This window comes from Burkholderia sp. Bp9099, from assembly GCF_003857805.1.
Classification (GTDB): domain Bacteria; phylum Pseudomonadota; class Gammaproteobacteria; order Burkholderiales; family Burkholderiaceae; genus Burkholderia.
In genome coordinates this window covers 1-26,089 of the sequence record NZ_QTPU01000032.1, presented here as the reverse complement: position 1 = coordinate 26,089, position 26,089 = coordinate 1, and the positions used below count along the sequence as shown (strand labels likewise).

Genomic DNA, 26,089 nt, shown 5'->3' with positions numbered 1-26,089 from the left:
GATCGCGAAGCGCGTTGGCCCAAGACCAGGGCCTCGTCACGCACGGCGCATCCGCCCGCCGGATCACATCAAATCGATCGGCAGCGTCTTGTCGAGATTGTCGTGCCAGGCGCGAATGGTCTTCGGCACGGTCTTTTTCCACGCCGGCACGTTCGAGTAGTAGCGCATGCGCACCTTGTCATGGGCATCGAACACGAGCAGCCCGATCCACAATTCTGTGTCCCGGCGCATCACGATCGCGGCGTTCGTCGTCGCGATGCCGCGCACCCAGTACGACTTCACGTCGGCGTTCAGGCCGTCAAGATCCTGCTCGTCCGCGCTGGTGTTGATCGTATCGACGAGCGCCTGATAGTCGGCGCCGAGCAGCGTGTGCGCGATCGCGTTCTGGTGCGCGTCGGCCAGCACCTTCAGCGTCACGAGGTCAGCCGCCTGGCTCGCCTGCGCCTTCGACGCCGTCACGTACTCGCCCGAATACACGACGCCCGCACCGGCGCCGCAATCGACATCGCCGCCCTGCTGCGCAACCTGCACGCGGCCGCCCTTGCGGCTGAAATCGAGCCGGCATCGATCCTGGCGAAACGTGCCGCGCTCGCCGTGCAGGTCGATATCGCCGCCGAGCCCGCCGGTATTCGCGCCATTGTTGCCGCTCAGTTCGAAGTGCAGACGCGGTGCCGTGCCGGTGAACGTCAGCACGCCGCCGAACGACGGGTTGTCGCTGTCGCGATACCACGTCTGTTGCCAGCGGTCGGCCGCAAGCGGCGCGCCGTTCAGGCTCGCGAGCCGCTCGCGATAGCGATCGCCGAGGCACGACGCATCGTTGCCGCAGCGATCGCGCTGCTTGAGCCATTTCAACTGCGCCGCCTTCAGCGCGGCGGTATCGCCGCCTTTCGCGAGCGTCTTCTTCCACGCCGCCGCCAGCTGGCCGTCGAGCGACGACAGCCCGGCGTCCGCACAGATCGTCTTCTCGGTCGGCGAAGCGGCTTTCGCGCAGTCGAAGCCGGCCGCCTGCGCGGCCATCGGCGCGATCGTCAGTATTGCCAACATCATGGCGGCTCGCGGGCTCACGCTCCACGCATGCCGGCCGCGAAGCGCGGCTTGCCCTCGCTCGCCGGCGCGAGCACTCGATCGGTTCTGGGTTGTCATGGCCTGGATCGTCGCTGGTTCGCGGGCCTGTAGAAACGCCATGCCCGCAACGTTCGAGGTAAAAATGCCCGGCGCGGCATGCGGCACTCGCCCCGCCCGCCGAAGCGTAACCCGAACCGGGCGCGCCATCCACACCGATCACGCGCACGATGCCTCGGCCTTGCATGTGCACGCCGTGATGGCGACACGCGCGAAGGCCGGCAGCGCAAGCACGCGTCAGCCGTCAGCCGTCAGCCGTCGAATGGCACCAGTTCGTAACTCGTGCTCCGGCCACCGGACGACGAGCGATGCAGCACACCGCGCGCGACGAGCTGCTCGATATCACGCAGCGCCGTGTCTTGCGAGCACTTCGCGAGGGCGGCCCACTTGCTGGTCGTCAGCTTCCCTTCGAAACCATCGAGCAGGCGATTCATCACCTTGACCTGACGTTCGTTCATCGCGACGCCCGCACATCGCTGCCAGAAGCGCGCCTTGACCAGGACCGCATCGAGCGTCGTGTGCGCGTGATCGACGGCCCGACCCAGCGCATCCAGAAACCACGCGAGCCATGCCGTGACGTCCAGCGAACCGCGCTGCGTGCGCTCCAGCACGTCGTAATACGCATTGCGCTCGCGCTGGATTTGCGCCGACAGGCTATAGAAGCGCTGCGGGCTCCGATCAGCGCGCGCCAGAACCAGATCCCCAAGCGCGCGTGCGATACGGCCGTTGCCGTCGTCGAACGGGTGGAGCGTGACGAACCACAGGTGGACCAGGCCGGCCCGGATCAGCAAGGGCTCGACCGGCGTCGCATTGAACCACCGCAGGAAGCGCTCGATCTCGTTCGGCAGGCGCGCGGCAGGCGGCGCTTCGAAATGCACGCGTTGCCGGCCGATCGGCCCGGACACCACCTGCATCGGCCCGCTCGCATCCATACGCCACGCGCCGACGGTGATCCGCGACATCCCGGAATAGCCGGTCGGAAAAAGCGCCGCATGCCACCCGCGCAGCCGGGCTTCGGTCACCGCCTCCGCCGAACGGGCCGTCGCGTCCAGCACCATGTCGACCACGCCCTCGACATGGCGATCAACCGGCGCCAGCGCCCCAATATCGACGCCGAGCCGGCGCGCAATCGATGATCGGACCGATGCGACGTTCAGGTTGTCGCCCTCGATTGCGCTGGTCTTGACGACATCCTCCGTCAATGCGGCCAGGCTGGCCTCATCGCGCAGTGCGAGGCCGACATCCGCCAGTCTTCCGGCCAGCGCACCTTGCGCACGGCTGACATCGGCCAGTGACGTCGCGAGTGCCGGGAGGTCGAAGCGCCAGGCGGGCCAGTCGGACGACTGCCAGATGAAGGTGTAATCTCCGCTCATGATGCGGAGATTATCCCACCGATTCACCGCATGACTCAACAATCTCCGCAAATCCTGCGGAGATTACGCTTCGATTCACCGCACGCGCCGCACGCCCGCGCCTCTACCGCCGCCGGTCCGCGCCGCCGTTCGCCGCCGGCACGGCCTTCCCCAGCCGCTCGGCCAGAAACCCGATGAACGTCCGCAGCGTGACGAATCCTTCACGGTGCTGCGGAAACACCGCGTTCAGCGTGATCGGCGGCGGCGCGTACGCGTCGAGCACCGGCACGAGCGCGCCGCTGTCGAGCGCCGCGCCGACGATGAAATGCGGCAGCAGCGCGATGCCGAGCCCCGCGATCGCCGCGTCGCGCACGACTTCGCCGTTGTTCGCGACGAGCGGCCCCTGCACGTCGAAGGTGCGCGCCACCCCGTCGACCCGGAATTCCCAGCCGACGCGCCGCTCGCGCCCGTACATCAGGCACGTATGGCCGCCGAGGTCGGCCGGCGTCGCGGGCGCGCCGTGCCGCTTCAGGTAAGCGGGGCTCGCGCACGCGATCATCTGCCACGCGCCGAGCGCTCGCGCGATCAGCGTCGAATCCTCGAGCGTGCCGATCCGCAGCACGAGATCGAAGCCCTCGCCGATCAGGTCGACCCGCCGATCGGTCAGGTCGACGTTCAGCCGCACGGCCGGATGCGCGGACAGGAATTCCGCGATCAGCGGCGACACGTGCGTGATCCCGAACGACAGCGGCGCGCTGATCTTCAGCGAGCCGTGCAGCTCGGTGCTGCGCACCGACATCGCCTGCTCGGCGTCGGCGACCTCGGCGAGGATCCGCTGCGCGCGCGCATAGAACTCCTGCCCCGATTCCGTGACCGCGAGATTGCGCGTGTTGCGATGCAGCAGACGCACGCCGAGCGACGCCTCGAGCGCCATCGTGCGCCGGCTCACGAACTGCTTGGACAGCATCAGCTGGTCGGCCGCCGCCGTGAAGCTGCCGGCATCGACGGTCGCGACGAAGATCCTGAGGTCGTTGAGTTCCATATTGTCCACTCCGTTGCGACAGTCATTATCTCTACGGCCATTTATTTGTCAAATAGATTGACCTAAGATTCATCTCAACGAACGGCCGGGCCCACTTCCGAGGTCCGGCGACATCCAGGAAAAAATCATGATCGAGACTCGTGCAGCAAACCAACGTGGCCGTGCCGAGCATGGCTGGCTCAGCTCCCGTCACACGTTTTCTTTCGCGAACTACTACGATCCCAAGCAAGTCGGCTTCTCCGACCTGCTGGTGATCAACGACGACCGCGTCGCGCCGGGCCGCGGCTTCGGCACGCACCCGCACCGCGACATGGAAATCCTGTCGTACGTGCTCGACGGTGCGCTGGAGCACAAGGATTCGATGGGCACCGGGTCGGTGATCGTGCCGGGCGACGTCCAGTTGATGAGCGCGGGTACCGGCGTGCGTCACAGCGAGTTCAACCACTCGCACGAGACGCCCGTCCACTTCCTGCAGATCTGGGTCGGACCGTCCGAGAAGGGTGCCGAGCCGCGCTATCAGCAGACGAACATCGCGGAAGCCGACAAGCGCGGCAAGCTCACGCCGATCGTGTCGCCCGACGGCAGCGGCGGTTCGCTGAAGATCCGCCAGGACACGCGGATCTACGCGGGCCTGTTCGACGGCGACGAGCGCGCCACGCTCGAACTGGCACCGGGCCGCTTCGCCTACGTGCATGTCGCACGCGGCAGCGTGACGGTCAACGGCGTGACGCTCGGCGAAGGCGACGGCGCGCGCATCCGCGACGAACAGGCGCTGACGTTCGCCGACGGCAAGGATGCGGAAGTGCTGGTATTCGACCTGCGTCCGGTCGAAGTGACGGCCGAGTGGGCATGACGCCTGCTTGGAACCTCGGGCCCCGCTGAAAGCGGGGCCTTCTTAATCGGAGATTCGCAACATGGCCAAGGTACTCGTTCTTTACTACTCGTCCTACGGGCACGTCGAAACGATGGCGCAGCACGTCGCGGAAGGCGCGCAATCGGTGCCCGGCGTCGAGGTCACGCTCAAGCGCGTGCCGGAAACCATTCCCGCCGACCAGGCGAAGGCGATCGGCGTCAAGGTCGACCAGGCCGCCCCCGTCGCCACCGTGGACGAACTCGCGGGCTACGACGCGATCATCTTCGGCACGCCGACCCGCTTCGGCAACATGGCCGGCCAGATGCGCACGTTCCTTGACCAGACCGGCGGCCTGTGGATGAAGGGCGCGCTCGTCGGCAAGATCGGCAGCGTGTTCGCGTCGACCGGCACGCAGCACGGCGGCCAGGAAACCACCATCACGTCGTTCCATACGACGCTGCTGCACCACGGGATGGTGATCGTCGGCGTGCCCTATGCGTGCAGCGGGCTCGTCAACATGAACGAGATCACGGGCGGCACGCCGTACGGCGCGACCACGCTCGCGGGCGCGGACGGCAGCCGCCAGCCGAGCGCGAACGAACTCGACATCGCCCGCTACCAGGGCAAGCACGTCGCGGAACTCGCCGCGAAGCTCGCGTCGTAACGCGAACGAATGCCGCGCGTGCCGGGAAGCCCCCGGGCCGCGGCGCGTGGCGCTTGCGCGGCACACACACGAGCGAACGGCGCCGGTCGAACCCGGCGCCGTTTTTCATTGAACCAACGTCGGCCCTTGCCGGCCGCCTGCGGCCGTTTGCAGCCGTTTGCGGCCGTTACTGGCCCGATGCAGGCGCGGCCGGCGCCGGCGCCGCCTTCGTCGCGGGCGCCTTCTCCACCGCGTTCTGCGGATAGTTGCTCTGGTCGTTGGTGAGCCGGTAGCCGGTGCCCGTGCCGATCGCCTTCAGGTCCTTCGCGTGACGCGCGCGCGCTGCCTTGCGGGCAGCTTTCTTCTGCGCCTTGTCGAGTTGCTTCTGCGTCGGTGCGGATGCCGGATTCTCAATGGGCGCGGACGCCGGATCCTGCGCATATGCCGCCGGCGCGGCGGTCAACAGCAGACCGAACGACGCCGTTACTGCCACTGCCACCGAAACCACGCGAGACTTCGTCATGACCGGTTCTCCTTGTCGATTGTTGGATGTGGGTCGAACGCCGGCCCGCACGCGACGGACGTCGGCGTGCCGCCACGGCGCCGATGCAACGTTAGCCGATCGCCGCACAAATGTCCGTGCCGGTTCCTGAATTCTCCCGATAACGGCCACGATACATCCGCGGCAGGCGCCCGGCGGGCCGGCGCGGGGGGGCGCGGCCATCAGGGAAACCGATAGCATCGCGCGCCGCCGCTGCCCTGCGCCGCTCAGATCCAGCGCGACAGCACCGGCAGCAGGATCGGCACGACGAATGCGGTCAGCACGCCGTTCAGCCCCATCCCGAGGCCCGCGAACGCGCCGGCCTCCTCGCTGACCTGGAACGCGCGCGCGGTGCCGATCCCGTGCGACGCGACGCCGAGCGCGAAACCGCGCACGGCCGGCTCCTCGATGCGCAGCGCGTTCAGGATCGCGCGGGCGCACACGGCACCGAAGATGCCGGTCGAGATCACCAGCACGGCGGTCAGCGACGGAATCCCGCCGATTTCCTGCGCGACGGCCATCGCGATCGGCGTGGTCGCGGATTTCGGCGCGAGCGACGCGATCGTCTGGTGCGACGCGCCGAACAGCGCGGCGATGCCGACCGCCGACACGATCGCGGTCAGCGAGCCCGCCAGCAGCCCGACGAGCAGCGGCACCGCGGCGCGCCGCAGCTTCGACCACTGGCGGTACAGCGGCAGCGCCAGCGCGACGGTCGCCGGGCCGAGCAGGAAGTGAACGAACTGCGCGCCCTCGAAATACGTCGGATACGGCGTGTGCGTGATCGTCAGCAGCACGACGATCAGCGCGACCGCGATCAGCACCGGGTTCGCGAGCGGGTTGAAGCGCGCCCGCGCATAGACGGCCTGCGCAATCAGGTAGGCAATCAGCGTGATCGTCAGGCCGAGCAGCGGGGTCGCGGCGAGGTAGACCCAGATCGCGCCGAGTTTCGGGAAGGCTGTCATTGCGTGCCCTCCGCCGCGCCGTCCGCGCGCCGCTGGCGCCGCAGCAACGCGCGCGTGACGAGCGCCGTCACGGCGATCGCAAGCGACGTGCTCGCCGCCAGCGCGACGACGACCGCCAGCGCATCGCCGCGCACGCGGTCGGCCGACACCATGATGCCGACGCCGGCCGGCACGAACAGCAGCGACAGATGGCGCAGCAGCTCGAGCGCGGTCGGCTCGATCGCGTCGGCCACCCGCGGGCGCAGCATCACGAAACCGAACAGCAGCAGCATGCCGATCACGGGGCCCGGCACCGGCACGCCGAACAGGTAGGACACCCCTTCCCCGAGACACTGGAAGGTCAGCAAGACCGCGAACGCCTGCAGCATGAGCCGCTTCTCCCGAACGTGGCCGCGTGACCGTGCAGCCGATGGGCCGGCGGCATGCGACGCCGGCGTGGACGATACGCGCGATCGTACCAACAATGCGCGCGGCGGGCACCGCGGGCCATCACGCGATCGGGATCGGCATCGGGCTGCTTCGATCCGGCCGCCGGGGTCGCGTTTCGACGGCCCTGTCGCCCCGCTCCCCATGCGAAAGCGGCGGACCCGAGCCCGCCGCTCCGCCGTTCGCATTCGAACCCGTTCGAATGCCGCCCGCAGCCCTACTTCAGGCGCGTGGCGATTTCGTTGGCCATCGCCTTCATCGCCGCCTTGGTCGGCGCATCCTCGGCCAGCGCGTTCAGCAAACCGAAGTCGTGAATCGTGCCGTCGTAGCGCGTCGTCGTCGCATCGACGCCAGCTGCATCGAGCTTGCGGCCGTACGCTTCGCCTTCGTCGCGCAGCACGTCGAACTGCGCGACCTGGATCAGCGCGGGCGGCAATCCCTTCAACTGCGCGGTGCTCGCACGCAGCGGCGACGCGTAGATCTCGTTGCGTTGCGCTTCGTTCTTCGTATAGGCATCCCAGAACCACTTCATCATCGGCCGGGTCAGGAAGTGCCCCTGCTGATACGCGTTGTACGAACCGGTATTGAAGTCGTGGTCCGTCACGGGCCACAACAGGCCCTGGAAGCGGATCGCCGGGCCGCCCTTGTCCTTCGCCATCAGCGCGACGACGGCCGCCATGTTCCCGCCGACGCTGTTGCCGACCACCGCGAGGCGGCTGCCGTCGACGCCGATTTCCGCGCCATGCGCGGCGACCCACTTCGTCGCCGCATACGCCTGGTTGATCGCGACCGGGTAATGCGCTTCCGGCGACGGCGTGTAGTTCACGAACACCGCGACGGCGCCCGATTGCACCACCAGATCGCGCACCAGGCGCTCATGCGTCGGGAAGTCGCCGAGAATCCAGCCGCCTCCATGGAAGAACATAAACACCGGCGGCGTGCCCGCCACTCCTTGCGGACGCACGATCGTGATCGGCACCGACAGGCCGTCCTGCTCGATCGTGCGGTTCGATACGTCGATGCCGGACAGGTCGACCTTCGCGCCGCGCTGGGCGTCGACCAGCACCTGACGCGCCTTCGCGGGGCTCAGCGTTTCGAGGCCCGGCCCCTTCTGGCCGTTCAGCACGGCGAGCAACCCGCTGGTCGCCGTATCGGGACGGACGCCGTCGGTGCCGGCGGCAAAGGCGGTGGGGGCGCTGAACAACGCGGCCGCAACGGCAGCGGCGACAAGCAGCGGCTTGACGATCTTCATGATGAGACTCCTTGGCTCAACCGGTGTATGCAATGAATGACGACGGATTACTTCGTAGTACGTGCGATCAGACGAGCGTCAGCGTGACGTCGATGTTGCCGCGCGTCGCGTTCGAGTACGGGCAGACGATGTGCGCACGGTCGATCAGCGTTTGCGCGGTTTCACGGTCGAGGCCCGGCAGCGAGATCTTCAGTTCGACTTCGATGCCGAAGCCGTTCGGGATCGCGCCGATGCCGACGCTGCCTTCGATCGCGGCGTCCGCGGGGATCGCGATCTTGTCGCGGGCCGCGACGAACTTCATCGCACCGATGAAGCACGCGCTGTAGCCGGCCGCGAAAAGTTGCTCGGGGTTCGCGCCGGCGCCGCCCGCACCGCCGAGTTCGCGCGGCGTGGTCAGCTTCAGGTCGAGACCGCTTTCGGGCACCGTGGCACGGCCGTCACGGCCGCCGGTGGCTTTTGCATGAGCGCGGTACAGCACTTTTTCGATCGACATGACAGACTCCTTTTCAATGATGAGTGAGTGAAACAGCCTTCCAACCCGGGATCGCGCGCCGACGGCCTGGCCGCCGGCATCACGCTTGTTTATCTACTCATAGATAGACACGTATCCCCAAAAAATGCGGATGATCGAATCCATCCGCCCGATTATCTATCTACTACAAGATAGATAACTAACCCCAACAAAAGGCGGCGAACCGCCTGACTGCCTGCCCCGTCCGTCAGGACCGGGTTTTCCAGACCGCCTCGACATCCTCGAGACGCGCCCGCGTATGAAACAGCCGACTGGCCAGCACGCTGCCCTGGAACGCCGCGTACAACGTGCGCGCCGCCGTTTCCGGCGTGCCGCTGAACTGCAGCGTGCGCTCCTTCGCGCCCTGCGCCAGCAACTCGGCGAGCCAGTTCTCGTTGGCCTTGAAAAAGGCCTGAACCGCCTGCCGCACGCGCTCCGGCAACGATTCGATGTCCGCCGCGAGCATGCCGCACAGACAGATCTGATTGCCGTCGCCGAGCGTTCTGCCGAACAGCTTCGTGTAGAGGCTCAGCTTGACGTCGGCCGGCAACGCCGGATCGATCGCACGCATCGCCGCAAGCACTTCGTCGCTGTACGCCGCCACCGCTTCCAGCACGAGATCGTCTTTCGACGGGAAGTAGTAGTGGATGCTCGACGTCTTCACGCCAACCAGATCGGACAGGTCTCGATAGCTGAAGCCGTTGTAACCGCGCAGCATCATCAGCGTGATCGCGTGGTCGAGAATCTGTTCGCGGACGGTCGTCTTCGTTTCCATGGATCGAACTTTATCTACTCGTAGATAGATAGTCAAGACTTTTTTGTGGGGCGCGATGAAAGGCCCGGCGGGTCCCGGGTGCCGGCTCGCGTGGCGCCGTGCCGCCGCGATTGCTTACAACGCGCAACAGCGTGCGGGTCACGCCGGAGCGCGGCGGCGGGCGGAACTACCCGGACAGGCGACGACGCGTGGGCAACGAACGTTTCGAATGATCCGCCCATGCTCGGGTCGCGGCGCACCACTCACCGGACACCACCCCTTCGTTCCATTTTCTTCGTCAACCTAACGAAGCGCGCCCCGCTTCGCCTGCGCGATTTGCGCACATGCGCGCCCGAGCGCGTGCCGGCATCGCCCCTCCGTCGCCGTGCGACGCCGGTTCTCTCTCGGAAGGAGTACCTCTTCAAGAGAGTTGTTTGCGCGTTATTGGCCAACGATCGTTGATCGCATCGTACCCAACCCGACTTGACGGAGACCCCCATGAGTTCCCTCCCTGACAGCGCACCGGCGGATTTCCCCGCCGCGCATGGCGAGACGGCCGGACTTCAGCGCAAGATAAGCTGGACCGGCGCATTCTGGGTCGCGAGCGGCGTGCCCGCGCTCGTGCTCTTCTCGATCGGCTCCATCGCGGCCACCGTCGGCAAGCCGTCGTGGATCGTATGGATGATCTCGATCCTGTTCGGCTTCATCCAGGCGTTTTCTTACGCGGAGATTGCAGGACTCTTTCCGCACAAGTCGGGCGGCGCGTCGGTGTACGGTGCGATCGCGTGGGTGCGCTACAGCAAGCTGCTCGCGCCGCTGTCCGTGTGGTGCAACTGGTTCGCGTGGTCGCCGGTGCTGGCGATCGGCTCGGGCATGGGCGCGGGCTATGTGCTGAACATGCTGTTCCCGGCCACGGCTGCGATCAACACCTGGCAAATCACGCTGCTCGATCTCGGCTGGCTCGCGAGCGGCCTGTCGCTGCGCATCAACGCGACCTTCGTGATCGGCGCGATCATCCTGCTCACGACCTTCGCGGTCCAGCATCGCGGCATCCTGCAGGCCGCAAAACTCCAGATGATTCTCGCGATCGCCGCGCTGCTGCCGCTGCTGCTCGTCGGCGTCTATCCGATCCTGAGCGGCGACCTGCCCAAGTCGCACCTGCTGCCGCTCTACCCGCTCGCTAAGGATGCGGCCGGCCGCGTCATCGACGGAACATGGAATCTGGCGGGCCTGCAGCTGATGGCGGGCGGCCTGTTCATCGCCGCGTGGTCGACCTACGGCTTCGAGACGGCGGTCTGCTACACGCGCGAGTTTCGCGATCCGCGCCGCGACACGGTCAAGGCCATCGTCTATTCCGGCCTGCTGTGCATCGTGTTCTTCACGATGGTCCCGCTCGCGTTCCAGGGCGCTCTGGGCCTCGGCCAGCTCGTCACGCCCGAAGTGAAGGATGCGGCGGGCAACGTCACGCAGGCGGCCGTCTACGACGGCGTGCTGTCGCCGGGCATCTTCAGCGGCATGGGCGTCGCCGAAGCCATGACGCAGATCGTGCACGTCGGCAACCGGGGCGAGTACATCCTGAAACCGATGCTGGTATTCGCGCTGGTGCTCGCGATCATGACGTCGATGGCCGGATCGTCGCGCACGCTGTATCAGGCATCGGTCGACGGCTGGCTGCCGAAGTACCTGTCGCACGTGAACGAGAATGGCGCGCCGACCCGCGCGATGTGGACCGATCTCGGCTTCAACCTGTTTCTGCTGCTGATGTCCGACTACACCGTCGTGCTCGCGATGTCGAACGTCGGGTACATCATCTTCAACTTCCTCAACCTGAACGCGGCATGGATCCACCGCCTCGACCGCGCGAACTGGCCGCGCCCCTTCAGGGCGCCGCGCTGGCTGCTCGCGCTCGGCACGCTGCTGTCGTTCATCAACCTCGCGCTGATGGGGTTCGGCGCCGACGTGTGGGGCAAGGGCACGCTGGTCTCGGGCCTCATGTTCGCCGCGCTGATCCTGCCGGTGTTCGCCTGGCGGCATTACGTGACCGACAAGGGCCGCTTCCCGGACCAGATGCGGGAAGACATGGCGTTGTCCGGCAGCATGCAGCCGCGCAAGGCCGGCTATCTGCCGTACCTGACGCTGCTGCTCGGCGTGGCGGTCGTCGTTGCGACGCACTGGTTCGCGCCATAAGCGCGCCGTCGCGGTTACGCGCGAATCGAAACGACGCCCGGTTCACGACCGGGCGTCGCGCTTTAGCGCCGGCAATCCGGCGCGGGCGCGGCTGGCCGCGCGAATGCGTCGGCCGCTCAGGCGTCCGACCGGTCGCCCGGCCGCACTTCGAAGATCGCGCCCTCGACGCCCAACACCTCGCCGCTTGCCGAATAAATCCCGACGCCGTTCTCCCACACCGGCTTGATCCGTCCGTCGGCGCACCTGATCCGATACCGCAGATCGAAGACGCCGCGCACCGCCAGCGCCTGCTGTACACCCGTCCACACGTAATCGGCATCCTCGGGCACGATCAGTTGCCCGAATGCATGCGCATGCCCGTCGAGAAACCACTGCCGCGGATAGCCGGTCAAGCCCTCGCATCCGGCGCTCACGTACTCCATCGTCCACAGCCTGTTGTTGCGGCCGCGGTAGACGAGGCCCGGAATGCTGTCGAGCAGCCCCGCGACGCTTCTCAGGTGTGCCTGCGTCGAAGTCTCGCGACGGCGGTCGAGCGTCACGTCGGACAGCGCAACGGACGAGCCGCCGGCATTTCTCTTCAACGACACCTCGAACCAGCGCAGTTCGCCGTCCGGACGCACGCAGCGCAGACGCTCGCGGACCCCGCCGCGCGAGATCGCCCGCGCACGCTGCAGCATGCCGCTCCAGATGCGCCGGTCCTCCGGATGCACGTAATCGACGAAGCGCCGACCGGCCGCGGGCCGTTCCATCGCGTCGCTCCACGCGACGTTGAAGCCGGCGATCCGTCCCGCGCCGTCCAGCTTCAGCAGCGCGAGCGGGCAATCGTCCACGTCGAACGCGCCGCTCGACGGCTGCGTCGGCTGAACAGGCTGAGTCACGCGCGCGCCGTCCTTCATCACGCCCCCCGTTCCCGCGTCGATGCGCCGATCGCGCGCCGGTGCACCGATGCCGCCAGCTCGAGCCGCGTTCGCGCGTCCAGTTTCCGCAGCAGGTTCTTCACGTAGACCTTCACCGTGCCCTCGCTGATGCCGAGCACGCGCGCGATCTGCTTGTTGCTCATGCCGTCGGCGATCAGCGTCAGCGTCTGCGTTTCGCGCGCGGTCAGGTCGGCCGGCCGCGCGTCGGCATGCGCGCCGGCGACGCCGTCTTCGTCGGCGAGTTCGTCGTCGAGCACCACGAGCCCCCGCATGCAACTACGCACGTAGGCGAGCAGCGCTTGCGGCTCCGACTCCTTCAGCACGTAGCCGTCGGCGCCGAGCCGCACGGCCGCGCGCAGCTCGTCGCGCTCCAGCGACGCCGTCAGCAGCACCTTCACGCAATCGACTTCCTTGCGCCTGAGCCCGTCGAGCACCTGCAGCCCGCCGAGCCCCGGCATGTGCAGATCGATCAGCACCAGCTCCGGGCGCAGCATGCCCGCGAGCGAAATCCCCTGCGCGCCGTTCGACGATTCGCCGACCACGCGAAATTCTCCGGTCGCACCAAAAAATTCGGCCACGCCGCGGCGAAACAGCGGGTGATCGTCGATCAACAGCAGCGTCGTCGGTTCCATCAGGATGTCTCTCCGAATGTCGCGCCGTCCGGCACGACAAGTATCACGCGCGTCCCGCGGCAGGCGCCGCCATCGATCGCGATGCGTCCGCCGATCGCCGCCGCGCGTTCGCGCAAGATGTCGAGGCCGTAGTGGTTCAGGTCGGCCGATCCCTCGCTGAGCCCGATTCCGTCGTCGACGACGGATACCTGCAAACCATCGCCGTCGGTCCGCAGCGTGATCCACGCATGCCCGGCCTGCGCATGACGCACGACGTTCGACAGCGCTTCACGGACGATCTGCAGGATATGCAGCGCGATGCGCGGATCGATCCGCAGGTCGGGCACGCGATTGTCGAGTTCGAACACCACATCGCAGCGGCGCGAGAATTCCGCGACCGACTCGGCCAGCGCCTGCTGCAGCGAGCGCCCGTCGAGCGTCAGCCGCGCGCTGGTGATGAGCTCGCGCACCTGGCGCTGCAGGCGCGTCGTCATCGTGCGCAGTTCGGCCAACAGCGGGTTGCCGGTCGTGTCCTGTTGCTGCAGGCGAGCGACCAGGAACGACATGAAGCCCAGTTGCTGCGCGACCGAGTCGTGCAACTCGCGTGTCAGCGCCTCCGACGGGTTCGTCGCGTCGCGCCCGTGCGCGTCGGCGGGCGCCCGACGCATCAGCGCCGCGCGGATCGTGGCCGCGACGATCTCGAGGTCCATCAGCAGCGTCGGCGCCGCCGGCAGCGCGACGTCCAGCACCAGCACCGCGTCGCCGAGCGCGCGCACCGCGCGCCCGTGCCCCTGCCCGACGCAGTCCGGACACAGTTCGCATGCGCCGTCGCTTGCCCCATGCCGCAACTTGCAGCGATGCCCCTGCGTGCATCGCACCAGCGTGTCCGGCGCGGATTCGTAGCCCGCGCCGCCATCGAGCGCGAGCACGATCCGCGCGTCCGGCAATTCGCGCGCGAGTCCCGTGAAGAACGCGTGAAACGCCACGTGGCGCGGCGCGCCATTGACGTATCCGGCCAGAAACGCGAGCAGCGCGTCACGCATGCGCGTCGGCAACGACGCGCCGCCGGCGGGCCGCATGCATCGGTCGGTCAGGCTGTCGTCAGGAGTCACGGTCGTTCGGCACGGACAAACCAGGATCGAATCACGACGCAAGTTCCATGCCTTTTGGCGCCGTTCCGGCGCGCTACCTCTTAGGGCGTACCTCCTCTTCAGGATTGAACGGCAATTACTGGCAAGAAACTATGTTGAACAACAGGAACGCAAACGTGACGCCACGACCGTCGCCGAGCGTACGCCCATTCATGATGCAAACGCCCCATTTTGGGAGCCGATCGATGCACTCAATTGAACCGTTCGCAGCCCGCAACCGGCAACCGCAACCGGCGCACACGCCGTTCGTGCCGCCGAGTTTGCCGCACTATGCGCCGCTGCAGCCCTGCGCCGAGGCCCGCTCGCATCTCGTGGTCGCGCAAGGCGACGCGCTCCACGCGCTGCCGGCGTTCATCAACGCGCTCGCCGGGCTGCCGGGCAGCGCGCTGCTCGTCACGCTCGGCAAGCTGCAGGCAATCGGCCTGCCGACCGTGTTTCACGCGTCGCTCGACACGCTAGAAGACGAGGTGCGGCACCGGCTGGATGAAAGCACGGTCGGCGTGCGTCTTTACGTGTGCGGCGACGAGACGTTCGTCTGGCACATTCGGCGTATCGCGCAGGCGGCCGGCCTGCTGCCGGAGGAGGTGGCCGCGGCCGTGTCCGGCACGCGGCGCACCGTGTACTGCGTGCATTGCGGGACCGCGCATGCGCACGACGGGCATGACGAGCCCGATGAGGTCACCTGCCCGTCATGCGACGTCCGCCTGAGTGTCCGCCAGCATTTCTCCGCGCGGCTCGGCGCCTATCTCGGCGTCTGCGCGGACGCCGACCGGCCCTGCGCGGGAGACCGCGCATGAACCTGCTCGACGTTCGCGTGGCCGAAGCCCGCATGCTCACACCCGTCGTGCGCGAACTGGTGCTGACGGCGCTCGACGGCCCCCTTCCGGCGTTCTCGTCGGGCAGCCATGTGCAAGTCGTGCTGAACGACGGCGGCCGCACCTATCGCAATGCCTATTCGCTGGCGGGCGATCCGGCCGAACGAAACCTCTACCGGATCGCCGTGCGCCGTCACGCGTCGTCACGCGGCGGCTCCGCGTTCGTGCACGACCGTCTGGAACCCGGCGCGCGCCTGCGCATCACCGCACCGGCGAACCTGTTCGCGTTGAACACCACCGCGCGCCATCACGTTCTCGTCGCGGGCGGCATCGGCATCACGCCGTTCATCGCGCATCTCGCGGAACTCGAGCGCCGGCAAGCGAGCCACGAGTTGCACCATGCGTACCGCGCGGGCCTGACGGATGCCTATCGCGCATCGCTCGATGCGCGGCTCGGCGCGCGCTTTCACGGCTATGACGGCGTGCACGCACGCTTCGACGCGATCGCGATGCTACAAAGGCAGCCGCTCGGCACGCACGTCTACGTGTGCGGCCCCGCAAGCCTGCTGGACGCGGTGCGCGCCGCGGCCGCCGCGCTCGGCTGGCCGGCCGGCCGCGTGCACTGGGAAGCCTTCGTGGCGCCGGCGCCGGGCCAGCCGTTCGCGGTCGACCTGCGCCGCAGCGGCCGTCGCATCGCGGTCGGCGCCGAGCAGAGCCTGCTCGAGGCGCTCGAATCGGCGGGCATCGACGTGCCGAACCTGTGCCGCGGCGGCGCATGCGGCCAGTGCGCGACGCGCTATCTCGACGGCACGGTCGAGCATCGCGATGCGTTCCTGGACGCCGACGCGCGCGCCACCCATCTGATGCCCTGCGTATCGCGCGCGTGCGGCGCCGCATTGACCCTCGACCTGTGAGATCCGAGCCATGAGCGTATTCATCAAGCCCGCGCAAACCTATCGCGACGACTTCTCGTTCCGCAACAGCCCGGCGGCGATCGCGCGCTTTCCGTTTCCGTTCCCCGAGGACCGGTACATGTATTCGGTCAACCTCGAGCCCGCGACGCCGCGCGATCCCGGCTCGGTCTTCGCGCACCACTTCGACATCGACGAGCACTACCGTTCCGAGATCGCCGAACGCGCACGCGTGCTCGACGCCGATCCGCGCCGCGCGATCGTGATGCCGCACATGGAGACCGCGTGCTGGGACACGCTGGAGATGATCATGACGCATCTCGCGCACGACTATCCGGCGTGGTTCGCGCTCGAGCGCGACGGCGATCGCTGGCACTGGCGGAACCACGCGCTCGACCTCGACCAGGCCTTCGTGTTCGGCGACGCGCGCACGCTGCCGTACGGCCCGCTCGAATACGTCATGCGGCAGACGCAAGGCGACATCGCGCTGCTCGACCAGCGCGACGGCGACCTGTACATGGACGCCGGCGTCGTCACCGGCCCGGCCGACTGGTCGCTCGCGTTCGATGCGGGCATGAGCTTCAAACAATGGCACGCGCCGGTGCCGCTCGCGCACCAGGCGGGCGTATTCGACCGCGCGCTGAAATACCTGCTCGGCGTGCAGGCAGGCCACCCCGTGCGCCGCCTGAACTGGACGCTGACCATTCATCCGCGCCTCGACACGTCGCCCGAGACCTATCACCAGTGGGGCGCGGACCGCGGGCGCGTGACGCCCGACAACGTCGGCGAAGCCGTGCACCTGCGCGTCGAGCTGCAATTGATGGCGCGGCTTGCGCGCAGCAATGCGCTGATGTTCGGCATCCGCACCTACCTGTGCAGCATGGCCGACCTCGTCGGCAACCCGGTGTGGGCGCGCCGGCTGCACCGCGTGCTGCGCGACCTGCCCGACCCGATCGCCGAATACAAGGGCATGACCCGCTACCGGCACACGCTCGTCGAATGGCTCAGCCGGTTCGACGTCGACGCCTGACCCGGCGTTTTCCGTAATCGACCTTCACTTTCGTTTGGAGAATTCAAGATGGCGAACTCCTGGCGCATCTCCGCCCTCGCGGACCGGCATCGCGCACTCGGCTCGAATCTCGAGGACTGGAACGGCATGGGCACCGCATGGACCTATGCGACCGATCTCGCCGACCACCACGAGGCCATTCGCACCCGCGCAGGCCTGATGGACGTATCGGGGCTGAAGAAGGTGCACTATGTCGGCCCGCACGCCGAAAGCCTGCTGAACTGGGCGACGACGCGCGACATCGGCAAGCTGTATCCCGGCAAGTCGGTGTACGCGACGCTGCTCGACGAGAGCGGCAAGTTCATCGACGACTGCATCGTCTACCGCACCGGCCCCAATGCGTTCATGGTCGTCCATGGCGCGGGCGCGGGGTACGAGCGCCTCGTGCGCTCCGCGTATGGCCGGCAGGTCGCCGTGCTGTTCGACGACGACCTGCACGACCTGTCGCTGCAAGGGCCGGTCGCGGTCGACTTCCTTGCCGAATACGTGCCGGACATCCGCAACCTGCCGTACTTCCACCATGTGCAGACGCGCCTGTTCGGCCGGCCGGCGATGATCTCGCGCACCGGCTACACCGGCGAGCGCGGCTACGAGATCTTCTGCAAGGCCGCCGACGCGCCGTTCATCTGGGACACGATCCTCGACAAGGGCCGGGCGATGGGCATCGTCCCCTGCGCATTCACCGCGCTCGACTGGCTGCGCGTCGAGAGCTACCTGCTGTTCTATCCGTACGACAACTCCGAGATGTACCCGTTTGCCGACGAGCGCGCCGGCGACACGCTGTGGGAACTCGGCCTCGATTTCACAGTGTCGCCCGGCAAGACCGAATTCTGCGGCGCGGCCGAGCACTTCCGGCTCGCCGGCAAGGAGCGGTTCCGGATCTTCGGCGTCGAGCTCGAGGCCGCGAAGGCCGCGCAGGCCGGCGACACGCTCTGGCACGACGGCAAGGCGGCCGGCGTGATCACGTGCGCGATGTATTCGCGGCTGACGGGGCGCTCGCTCGCGCTCGCCCGCCTCGACGTCCGGCATGCCCGTGCGGGCGTGCCGCTCGTGGTGAAGGGCAGCGTCGAGACGCGCGCGACCACCGCGCTGTTGCCGTTCGACGATCCCGACAAGAAAAAGCGCACCGCCGTCGGCTGACGCGTTGACGACCATGCATGACCGGCGACGGCCGGCCTTTCCCGCATTCCGATCCGTTTCGAGGACACACGACGTGAATCCGAACTACATCCTGACGATCAGCTGCCCGGCCACGTCCGGCATCGTGGCTGCCGTCTCCGCCCATCTCGCCGCGTCGAACTGCTACATCGGCGAGCTGGCGCAATACGACGACGAGGTCAGCGGCACGTTCTTCATGCGCGCCGTGTTCCGCTTCAACACCGGTGCGAACGGCAACGTCGAGCAGCTGCAGCGCGATTTCGCGGGCGTCGCCCGGGATTTCTCGATGCAGTGGCAACTGAAAAGCGCCGGCGAACCGATGAAGGTGCTGCTGATGGTCAGCAAGTTCGACCACTGCCTGTCCGACCTGCTGTACCGCTTCCGCAAGGGCGAGCTGCGCATGCAGATCACCGCGGTCGTGTCGAACCATCTGGATCTGCGGCCGATGGCCGAGCGCGAGGGCATCCGCTTCATCTACCTGCCGATCACGCCGGACACCCGAACGCGGCAGGAGGCGGAGCTGATGCGCATCGTCGACGAAACCGGCACCGAACTCGTCGTGCTGGCCCGCTACATGCAGATCCTGTCGAACGACCTGTGCGAGCGGCTCGCCGGCCGCGCGATCAATATCCACCACTCGTTCCTGCCGGGGTTCAAGGGCGCGAAGCCGTACCACCAGGCGTTCGAGCGCGGCGTGAAGCTGATCGGCGCGACCGCCCACTACGTGACGTCCGACCTCGACGAAGGGCCGATCATCGAGCAGGAGGTGCAGCGCGTCGACCACGTGCTGCAGCCGTCCGATCTCGTCGCGATCGGACGCGACACCGAGACGGTCGCACTGTCGCGTGCGGTCAAGTATCACACCGAGCACCGCGTGTTTCTGAACCAGAACCGCACGGTGATCTTCCGATGAGCGGCGCGACGATCATCGACGGCAAGGCGATCGCCGACGCGCTGCTGGAATCCGTCCGGCACGACGTCGCGCGGCTGCGCGGCGACGGCGTGCTGCCCGGCCTCGCGGTCGTACTCGTCGGCGACGACCCGGCGAGCCACGTCTATGTGCGCAACAAGATGCTGCGCGCGCAGCAGGTCGGCATCCGTTCGATCGAGCATCGGCTGCCCGCCGACACCGTCGCGTCCGACTTGCTCGCGCTCGTCGCCGAACTCAACGCCGACCCCGACGTCCACGGGATTCTCGTGCAGATGCCGTTGCCCGCGCCACTCGACGCCGCGGCCGTGATCGACGCGATCGATCCGCGCAAGGACGTCGACGGCTTCCATCGCGACAACGTCGGCGGGCTCGCGCTCGGCCAGGACGCGCTCGTGCCGTGCACGCCGTCGGGCTGCATGCATCTGCTGCGGGAGATCGTCGGCGACTTGCGCGGCAAGCATGCAGTCGTCGTCGGGCGCTCGAACATCGTCGGCAAGCCGATGGCCGCGCTGCTGCTCCAGTCCGACTGCTCGGTGACGACCGTCCACTCGCGCAGCGCGAACGCCGCCGAACTGTGCCGCCAGGCGGACATCGTCGTCGCGGCAGCCGGCAAGCCGGGGCTCGTCGATGCGGACTGGATCAAGCCGGGCGCGGTCGTCGTGGATGTCGGCATCAACCGCATCGAATCCGGCGGCGCGACGCGGCTCGTCGGCGATGTCGACCACGACAGCGTGGCGCGCGTCGCCGCCGCGTTGACGCCGGTTCCGGGCGGCGTCGGTCCGCTGACGATCGCCTTCCTGATGAAGAACACCGCGCTCGCGGCGCGGCGGCAGCGCGCGACGTGACCCGCGTCCGCGCACGAACGGCACGCGCCGTTCGCCGAACCACGGCTAACCACTTCCAACGAGGTAGAACGCGATGACACAACGTGTTGCAATCATCGGTGCGGGCCCATCCGGCATGGCCCAGCTTCGCGCCTTCCAGTCGGCCCAGGCGAAGGGCGCGGACATCCCCCAGCTCGTCTGCTTCGAGAAGCAGCGCGACTGGGGCGGCATGTGGAACTACACGTGGCGCACCGGCACCGACGAACATGGCGAGCCGGTCCACGGCAGCATGTACCGCTATCTGTGGTCGAACGGCCCGAAGGAATGCCTGGAGTTCGCCGACTACACGTTCGAGGAACACTTCGGCAAGCCGATCGCGTCGTATCCGCCGCGCGAAGTGCTGTGGGACTACATCAAGGGACGCGTCGAGAAGGCCGGCGTGCGCAAGGACATCCGCTTCAGCACCGTCGTGCGCCAGGTTGCGTTCGACGACGCGAGCGGCCGCTTCACGGTGACCGCGCACGATCTCGACAAGGACGTCGTGTACGCGGAAGACTTCGACTACGTCGTGAATGCGTGCGGCCATTTCTCGACCCCGAACATGCCGAGCTTTCCCGGCTTCGACAGCTTCGGCGGACGCATCCTGCATGCGCACGACTTTCGCGACGCGCTCGAATTCAAGGACAAGGACATCCTGCTCGTCGGCAGCAGCTATTCGGCCGAGGACATCGGGTCGCAATGCTACAAGTATGGCGCGCGCAGCATCACGAGCTGCTATCGCACGGCGCCGATGGGTTATCACTGGCCGGCGAACTGGGAGGAAAAGCCGTTGCTCGAGCGCGTGCGCGGCAACGTCGCGTTTTTCGCCGACGGCAGCAGCAAGAAGATCGACGCGATCATCCTCTGCACCGGATACCAGCACCATTTCCCGTTTCTGCCCGACAGCCTGCGCCTGAAGACGAACAACCGGCTTTGGCCGCTCGACCTGTACAAAGGCATCTTCTGGGAACGCAACCCGAAACTGATCTATCTCGGCATGCAGGACCTCTGGTACTCGTTCAACATGTTCGACGCGCAAGCCTGGTACGCACGCGACGTCATCCTCGGCCGCATCGCGCTGCCCGGTTTCGACGCGATGCACGCCGACAGTCTCGCGTGGCGCGCGCGCGAGGAAACGCTGGTCACCAACCAGCAGATGTTCGAGTATCAGGGCAGCTATATCCAGGACCTGATCGATGCGACCGACTATCCGAGCTTCGACATCGCCGGCGTCAATCGCACGTTCCTCGCGTGGAAACACGACAAGCACGAGAACATCATGGGCTATCGCGACAAATCGTATCGCTCGCTGATGACCGGCACCCAGTCGCCGCCGCATCACACGCCGTGGCTCGACGCGCTCGACGATTCGATGGACGCGTACCTCGGCGAGCGTGCGCCCGAGCCGCGCGTTCGCGCCGGCTGACTGTCGCGGCACTGCGCTGTCGCGTCACCCGACCGGGCCCCGGGTGCCGCGACGCCCGACGTGCCGTTCGCGGCCGCGCGCATCGCGGGCCGCGCCCGTCCACTCATTCAAGGAACGTCCATGCTCATTCGACCACCGACCGTGTCGCGGCCGCACGAACCTGCGTTGTCCGCGCATGCGGCCGGCCGCGAACGCCATCGTGTCGCCGGTGCGGGGCTCGCCGCCGTCAAGCTCGATGCCGGCGATACGCTGCAGGTGATCGACGTCGAAGGCCGGCAGCGCGCGGAGCTGCTCGCATTGCGCGTGCGCGACGGCGGCAGTGCGCTGGCCGCGCTCGCCCTGACGCCCGACGACAGCGCACGCTTCATCGCCGAATGCCTGAACGGCGCTTCCGCAGCACAAGCGGATCTCGCCATCCTGCTCGAACGGCACGGGCTGACGGGCAAGCCGTTGCCCGACGGCGCCGTCCTCTGGTCCGGCGACACCCGCGCCGGCACCATGCGCACGTTCGTCGCGACGGAGCCGATCGTCGCGATCGTCGCGGCGCCCGGCGGCCCCGTGCCCGTGGACCGGGCCGGCCAGCCGGCGACGGAGCTTCAGCTGTCCGTCGTGCGCGCGGGCGCGCCCGCTGCCACGCAGACGAGCGTGCCGCTCGCCGATCCGCTCGCGGATTTCGTCATCCGTCCGGGAACGGCCGTCGCGTACACGGTCGCGGCCGGCGAGTACCTGCAGATCGTCGACGTCGACGGCAGGCAATGCTCCGATTTCGTCGCATTCGATCTCGACGCGCTCGGTGGGCACCGGGAAGTCGGTCTCGATCCGACCGTCACCCGCACGCTGAACGGTCATGCGTATCCCATGCCCGGTCTGTACTCGCGGTTCTTCGATCAGCTCATGCAGCCGATGCTCGAAGTCGTGCACGATACCGTCGGCCGGCACGACACGTTCGCGCTCGCGTGCACCGCGCGCTATTACGACACGCAGGGTTACCCGGGCCATGCGAACTGCAGCGACAACATCAGTGCGGTGCTCGCCGAATACGGCATCGCCGCGCGTCCCGGCTGGCCGGCGATCAATTTCTTCTTCAACACCTCGATCGACGCGCACGGCCAGATGACGATCGACGAGCCGTGGTCGCGCCCGGGCGACTACGTGCTGCTGCGCGCGCTGAAGCCGCTGCTGTGCGTCAGCACGTCGTGCCCCGACGACATCGACCCCGCGAACGCGTGGCAACCGACCGACATCCGGATCCGAACCTATTCGAGCGAGGCGCGCTTCACCATGTCCACCGCCATCAGACCCACCCCCGACGCCCCGCCCGTGCTGACGCGCCAGTCGGGCTTCCACGCCCGCACGTCGGCGCTCACGCGCCACTTTGCCGACTACCGCGGCTGGCACCTGCCGGCGCGGTTCGACGGCTACGGCGCGATCGACGAATACTACGGCTGCCGCGAGCGCGCGGCGATCGTCGATCTGTCCGCGTTGCGCAAGTTCGACGTCACCGGCCCCGACGCCGAGGCCCTGTTGCAATACTGCCTGACGCGCGACGTGCGCAGGCTCGCGGTCGGACAGGTCGTCTACTCGGCGATGTGCCATCCGCACGGCGGAATGCTCGACGACGGCACGCTGATGCGGCTCGGCCCCGATACGTTCCGCTGGATCTGCGGCGACGATTTCGCGGGTATCTGGCTGCGGGAGCAGGCGAACAGGCTCGGCATGAAGGCGTGGGTCAAGTCGTCGTCCGACCAGATCCACAATGTCGCGCTGCAAGGGCCGCGCAGCCGCGAGATCCTGCGCGCGCTGATCCGCACGCCCGCGACCCAGCCGTCGCTCGACAGCCTCGGCTGGTTCCGCTTCCTGATCGGCCGCCTCGGCGGCGACGACGGCTGCCCCGTCATCGTCAGCCGGACCGGCTACACCGGCGAGCTCGGCTATGAGGTCTGGTGCCATCCGCGCGACGCGCACGCCGTATGGGACGCGATCTGGGCGGCGGGCCAGCCGCACGGACTCGTGCCGCTCGGTCTCGACGCGCTCGACCTGTTGCGGATCGAAGCCGGGCTCGTGTTTGCCGGCTACGAATTCTCCGACGAAACCGATCCGTTCGAGGCCGGCATCGGCTTCAGCGTTCCGCTCGCGACGAAGACCGACGACTTCGTCGGGCGCGACGCGCTGCTTCGCCGCAGCGCGCATCCGCACCGCCGGCTCGTCGGGCTCGAACTCGCCGGCAACGAACCGGCCCGTCACGGCGATTGCGTGCACAACGGGCGGGCACAGGTCGGCGTCGTCACGAGCGGCATGCGCTCGCCGATCCTCGGCAGGAGCATCGCGCTTGCGCGAATCGACGTTCACCACACGGAGCCGGGCAACGTGCTCCACGTCGGCAAGCTCGACGGCCAGCAGAAGCGCATCGACGCGCGGGTGACCGCCCCGATCTTTTACGATCCGGAGAAGGCGCGCGTACGCGGCTAGCGGATGCGATTGCCCCTTGCACACACCTGCAGGCAACCGAAGCGTTCGGGATCAGGTCATCCCGTGGGATGCGATGATTTCCTCGGTGCGGTCCCAGAGGCGCCGGGCGAGATCGGCGTCCCGGGCGAAGGCCGAGGATTCGGCAGGGCGGCAATCCGCGAAATAACGGCCGGTGACGCCGTTCAGCGCAGGATGCGCGGCCAGCAGGCACGTTGTCGCGGCGCCCTGCGGCACCGTTTTGCCGAACAGCATCGCAGCCGAGACGATCCAGTTGAACGGCCCGCGCATATGCCGATGCAGGCCCGTGGCGCCAATCAGTCCCGGATGGAGTGCGTTTGCAGTGATTCCGACATGACCCACTCTGCGTGAAAGCTCGTTCGCGAACAGGATGTTGGCGAGCTTCGCCTGGCCATAGAACGGAAAACCGCGATAGCCGTTGCTACCGTCGAGATTGTCGAAATCAATGCCTTTCCCGCCTGGAGCAAAGCGATGGGAATGACTGCCCACAATGACGATCCGGCCCGGGCGCGAGCGGTTGATTGAAGGCAGCAACCGCGTCACCAGCAGATGATGGGCGACATGGTTGACGAAGAACTGCTTTTCCACGCCGTTCACCGTCTCCAGCTTTGGCAGCGCCATTATCGCGGCATTGGTGACGACGGCATCGAGGGTGATGCCGCACGCGAGAATGCGGTCGGCGGCGCGGGCAACGGAAGCGAGATCGGTCAGTTCGGCTCCAACGGCCATGCCATCTGCGGCGTCGGCGATCGCCAGGGCGGCACGCGCCTTGTCTTCATCCCTCGCGACGGCAATGATGCGGGCGCCGCGCATTGCCAAAACCCGCGTCGTTTCAAGACCGATACCAGAATTACAGCCCGTGATCAGGATCGTCCGGCCGGAAAGATCCAGGCCCTCGGTGACCTGCTCCGCGGTGCTGCGTCGCGAAAAGCGCAATGCGGTTATCGGGTCCATCACCCTTCTCTCCCATCGTCAGGTTCATTACGACACCTGGCCGCGCCGACGCTGAAGCCACCGGGACCACCGGCAATGACGACTCGCTTGCCGACGAAATTCCCCATGGCGCGGTTTTCATAAATTCGCGTTACTTCATTATGGGATTTGCATTGCATTTAATCATTATCGAAATGCGCCAAATAACTCGCATTAGACGCCAATAGGGGTGCCCACGAAAATCCGGGCTACCAGCGACTTATTTTTTGAAAAAAAGAAAATGGCGCGATCGAAACGTTATACTTTGTTAAATCCCATTTGCACCAATCTTACCTAGCTAACGCCCACGGTGTTATGGATAAAGTTTTCCATGAAGACATCTGAAATCATTCGCGACGTCGCAGCCGAGATAGAAGAAATTTTTCGCGAAAACGATCTCGCTGCTCCAAACCCTTCGGCCCTGGAACAACTTGAGCTTCTGCATGGTCGCATTCGCGCTCGCTGCGGTTACTGCGCCGACAGGGTAGGTAACATCAGGATCCTCGCCCAGGACTTCTACAGCGTTCGCAGACATCAATTTCATCCCCAGGGTGCCGACGGCGTACTGTGTGATATCCGTACGAATCTCGAGGCGATTCGTTCATGGTCGAAGGTATGGGAGGAGCACGGCAAGTAACTTCCGCACTGGAGCGCTGGCAATCGAAGCGTTCGTCGGGCAGAGAGATGAACGACGAATTGCCGCGGTGGATTCAACCGGTCGATGCAACAGCTTGATGGAATCGTTCAGCCGGTGTATCGAAGTTTAGTGTCTTGCGGGGACGTTCGTTGAGCCGTCGGGCAATGGCGTTAAGCTTGGCCTGCGAGTAGGTAGAGAGGTCCGTTCCTTTTGGGAGGTACTGTCTCAGAAACCCATTCGAGTTTTCGTTCGTGCCGCGTTGCCAGGGATGCTGGGGATCGCAGAAGTAGACCTTGATGTCCGTCGCAACAGTGAAGCGCTTGTGGCCAGCCATCTCCGTGCCCCGATCCCATGTCAGCGATTTATACAATTCCTGTGGAAGCTTGCCGGCGTGTCTTATCAGAGCATTGACGACAGCCTCAGAGTCCTTGCTGGCAATCTTCACCAACATCACGAACCGGGTCTGGCGTTCGACGAGTGTTGCAATCTGACTGTT

26 protein-coding genes are annotated in these 26,089 nt (G+C 66.8%); 12 read left to right on the top strand and 14 right to left on the bottom strand.

Annotated features, from left to right (window positions below; all coding sequences use genetic code 11):
- Window positions 1–63: 63 nt before the first annotated feature.
- The 3 genes from DIE17_RS30145 to DIE17_RS30135 all read right to left on the bottom strand — a co-directional run bounded on the left by DIE17_RS30145 (window position 64) and on the right by DIE17_RS30135 (window position 3,516).
- Complete coding sequence (locus tag DIE17_RS30145; protein WP_260439273.1) at window positions 64–1,047, bottom strand: lysozyme inhibitor LprI family protein; 984 nt, start codon at window positions 1,045–1,047, stop codon at window positions 64–66.
- A gap of 326 nt (window positions 1,048–1,373) precedes the next feature.
- The gene (locus tag DIE17_RS30140; RefSeq protein ID WP_221624902.1) at window positions 1,374–2,495 is read right to left on the bottom strand and encodes a Fic family protein; all 1,122 of its coding nucleotides are present in this window, start codon (window positions 2,493–2,495) and stop codon (window positions 1,374–1,376) included.
- A gap of 103 nt (window positions 2,496–2,598) precedes the next feature.
- Window positions 2,599–3,516, bottom strand: a complete 918-nt coding sequence (locus DIE17_RS30135; protein WP_124488080.1) for a LysR family transcriptional regulator — start codon at window positions 3,514–3,516, stop codon at window positions 2,599–2,601.
- Between the two features lie 127 nt (window positions 3,517–3,643).
- Between DIE17_RS30135 and DIE17_RS30130 the strand changes: the two genes are divergently transcribed.
- Both DIE17_RS30130 and wrbA read left to right on the top strand, forming a co-directional pair.
- Window positions 3,644–4,369 carry a pirin family protein gene (locus DIE17_RS30130; RefSeq protein ID WP_124488081.1) on the top strand — a complete coding sequence of 242 codons (726 nt, stop codon included), beginning with the start codon at window positions 3,644–3,646 and terminating at the stop codon, window positions 4,367–4,369.
- A gap of 61 nt (window positions 4,370–4,430) precedes the next feature.
- Window positions 4,431–5,033, top strand: coding sequence for an NAD(P)H:quinone oxidoreductase (gene wrbA / locus DIE17_RS30125; RefSeq protein ID WP_044847700.1), 603 nt, complete (start codon window positions 4,431–4,433; stop codon window positions 5,031–5,033).
- Between the two features lie 166 nt (window positions 5,034–5,199).
- Here the strand turns inward: wrbA and DIE17_RS30120 are convergent, their stop codons facing one another.
- The 6 genes from DIE17_RS30120 to DIE17_RS30095 all read right to left on the bottom strand — a co-directional run bounded on the left by DIE17_RS30120 (window position 5,200) and on the right by DIE17_RS30095 (window position 9,479).
- Window positions 5,200–5,535 (bottom strand): hypothetical protein, encoded by a 336-nt coding sequence (locus DIE17_RS30120; protein WP_044847701.1) that lies wholly within the window; start codon window positions 5,533–5,535, stop codon window positions 5,200–5,202.
- A gap of 245 nt (window positions 5,536–5,780) precedes the next feature.
- Window positions 5,781–6,515: an LrgB family protein gene (locus DIE17_RS30115; RefSeq protein ID WP_059526012.1), complete on the bottom strand. Its 735-nt coding sequence runs from the start codon at window positions 6,513–6,515 to the stop codon at window positions 5,781–5,783.
- Window positions 6,512–6,883, bottom strand: coding sequence for a CidA/LrgA family protein (locus tag DIE17_RS30110; protein WP_124521247.1), 372 nt, complete (start codon window positions 6,881–6,883; stop codon window positions 6,512–6,514). The genes DIE17_RS30115 and DIE17_RS30110 overlap by 4 nt, the downstream gene beginning before the upstream one ends.
- Window positions 6,884–7,158: 275 nt before the next feature.
- Complete coding sequence (locus DIE17_RS30105; RefSeq protein ID WP_124521249.1) at window positions 7,159–8,193, bottom strand: alpha/beta hydrolase; 1,035 nt, start codon at window positions 8,191–8,193, stop codon at window positions 7,159–7,161.
- 67 nt (window positions 8,194–8,260) lie between these two features.
- Window positions 8,261–8,686 carry an organic hydroperoxide resistance protein gene (locus tag DIE17_RS30100; RefSeq protein ID WP_011880657.1) on the bottom strand — a complete coding sequence of 142 codons (426 nt, stop codon included), beginning with the start codon at window positions 8,684–8,686 and terminating at the stop codon, window positions 8,261–8,263.
- Between the two features lie 226 nt (window positions 8,687–8,912).
- A complete protein-coding gene (locus DIE17_RS30095) occupies window positions 8,913–9,479 on the bottom strand; it encodes a TetR/AcrR family transcriptional regulator (RefSeq protein ID WP_124488085.1) in 567 nt (188 codons plus the stop codon).
- 477 nt (window positions 9,480–9,956) lie between these two features.
- Between DIE17_RS30095 and DIE17_RS30090 the strand changes: the two genes are divergently transcribed.
- On the top strand, window positions 9,957–11,645 hold the full coding sequence (locus tag DIE17_RS30090) for an APC family permease (protein WP_185735399.1): 1,689 nt from the start codon (window positions 9,957–9,959) through the stop codon (window positions 11,643–11,645).
- 116 nt (window positions 11,646–11,761) lie between these two features.
- Here the strand turns inward: DIE17_RS30090 and DIE17_RS30085 are convergent, their stop codons facing one another.
- The 3 genes from DIE17_RS30085 to DIE17_RS30075 are packed head-to-tail and all read right to left on the bottom strand — an operon-like array spanning window position 11,762 to window position 14,285.
- Window positions 11,762–12,523, bottom strand: a complete 762-nt coding sequence (locus DIE17_RS30085) for a PAS domain-containing protein (RefSeq protein WP_260439272.1) — start codon at window positions 12,521–12,523, stop codon at window positions 11,762–11,764.
- A gap of 17 nt (window positions 12,524–12,540) precedes the next feature.
- Complete coding sequence (locus DIE17_RS30080; RefSeq protein ID WP_124921454.1) at window positions 12,541–13,194, bottom strand: response regulator; 654 nt, start codon at window positions 13,192–13,194, stop codon at window positions 12,541–12,543.
- Window positions 13,194–14,285 (bottom strand): sensor histidine kinase, encoded by a 1,092-nt coding sequence (locus DIE17_RS30075; RefSeq protein WP_221622530.1) that lies wholly within the window; start codon window positions 14,283–14,285, stop codon window positions 13,194–13,196. The genes DIE17_RS30080 and DIE17_RS30075 overlap by 1 nt, the downstream gene beginning before the upstream one ends.
- Window positions 14,286–14,509: 224 nt before the next feature.
- Here DIE17_RS30075 and DIE17_RS30070 point away from each other — a divergent pair, with 224 nt between their 5' ends.
- The 8 genes from DIE17_RS30070 to DIE17_RS30035 all read left to right on the top strand — a co-directional run bounded on the left by DIE17_RS30070 (window position 14,510) and on the right by DIE17_RS30035 (window position 23,966).
- Complete coding sequence (locus DIE17_RS30070) at window positions 14,510–15,121, top strand: dimethylamine monooxygenase subunit DmmA family protein (protein ID WP_124921453.1); 612 nt, start codon at window positions 14,510–14,512, stop codon at window positions 15,119–15,121.
- Window positions 15,118–16,053, top strand: coding sequence for a PDR/VanB family oxidoreductase (locus tag DIE17_RS30065; RefSeq protein ID WP_124529656.1), 936 nt, complete (start codon window positions 15,118–15,120; stop codon window positions 16,051–16,053). Before DIE17_RS30070 ends, DIE17_RS30065 begins: the two co-directional genes overlap by 4 nt.
- Before the next feature lie 10 nt (window positions 16,054–16,063).
- The gene (locus DIE17_RS30060) at window positions 16,064–17,080 is read left to right on the top strand and encodes a DUF3445 domain-containing protein (RefSeq protein WP_124521257.1); all 1,017 of its coding nucleotides are present in this window, start codon (window positions 16,064–16,066) and stop codon (window positions 17,078–17,080) included.
- Window positions 17,081–17,128: 48 nt separating this feature from the next.
- Window positions 17,129–18,259: an aminomethyltransferase family protein gene (locus DIE17_RS30055; RefSeq protein WP_124488090.1), complete on the top strand. Its 1,131-nt coding sequence runs from the start codon at window positions 17,129–17,131 to the stop codon at window positions 18,257–18,259.
- A gap of 73 nt (window positions 18,260–18,332) precedes the next feature.
- On the top strand, window positions 18,333–19,190 hold the full coding sequence (gene purU, locus DIE17_RS30050) for a formyltetrahydrofolate deformylase (protein WP_260427319.1): 858 nt from the start codon (window positions 18,333–18,335) through the stop codon (window positions 19,188–19,190).
- A complete protein-coding gene (locus tag DIE17_RS30045) occupies window positions 19,187–20,053 on the top strand; it encodes a bifunctional 5,10-methylenetetrahydrofolate dehydrogenase/5,10-methenyltetrahydrofolate cyclohydrolase (RefSeq protein ID WP_124488091.1) in 867 nt (288 codons plus the stop codon). The genes purU and DIE17_RS30045 overlap by 4 nt, the downstream gene beginning before the upstream one ends.
- A gap of 73 nt (window positions 20,054–20,126) precedes the next feature.
- Complete coding sequence (locus tag DIE17_RS30040; protein ID WP_124488092.1) at window positions 20,127–21,497, top strand: NAD(P)-binding domain-containing protein; 1,371 nt, start codon at window positions 20,127–20,129, stop codon at window positions 21,495–21,497.
- 120 nt (window positions 21,498–21,617) lie between these two features.
- A complete protein-coding gene (locus DIE17_RS30035) occupies window positions 21,618–23,966 on the top strand; it encodes a DUF1989 domain-containing protein (RefSeq protein ID WP_221624900.1) in 2,349 nt (782 codons plus the stop codon).
- Between the two features lie 51 nt (window positions 23,967–24,017).
- On the opposite strand, the gene DIE17_RS30030 is transcribed toward DIE17_RS30035, so the two are convergent.
- The gene (locus tag DIE17_RS30030; protein WP_221622532.1) at window positions 24,018–24,938 is read right to left on the bottom strand and encodes an SDR family oxidoreductase; all 921 of its coding nucleotides are present in this window, start codon (window positions 24,936–24,938) and stop codon (window positions 24,018–24,020) included.
- A gap of 349 nt (window positions 24,939–25,287) precedes the next feature.
- Here DIE17_RS30030 and DIE17_RS38080 point away from each other — a divergent pair, with 349 nt between their 5' ends.
- Window positions 25,288–25,593, top strand: coding sequence for a hypothetical protein (locus DIE17_RS38080; protein WP_260427320.1), 306 nt, complete (start codon window positions 25,288–25,290; stop codon window positions 25,591–25,593).
- Window positions 25,594–25,666: 73 nt separating this feature from the next.
- Here DIE17_RS38080 and DIE17_RS30020 read toward each other — a convergent pair.
- Window positions 25,667–26,089, bottom strand: a 423-nt coding sequence (locus DIE17_RS30020) for an IS30 family transposase (protein ID WP_124921452.1), incomplete at its 5' end; no start/stop codon positions are given.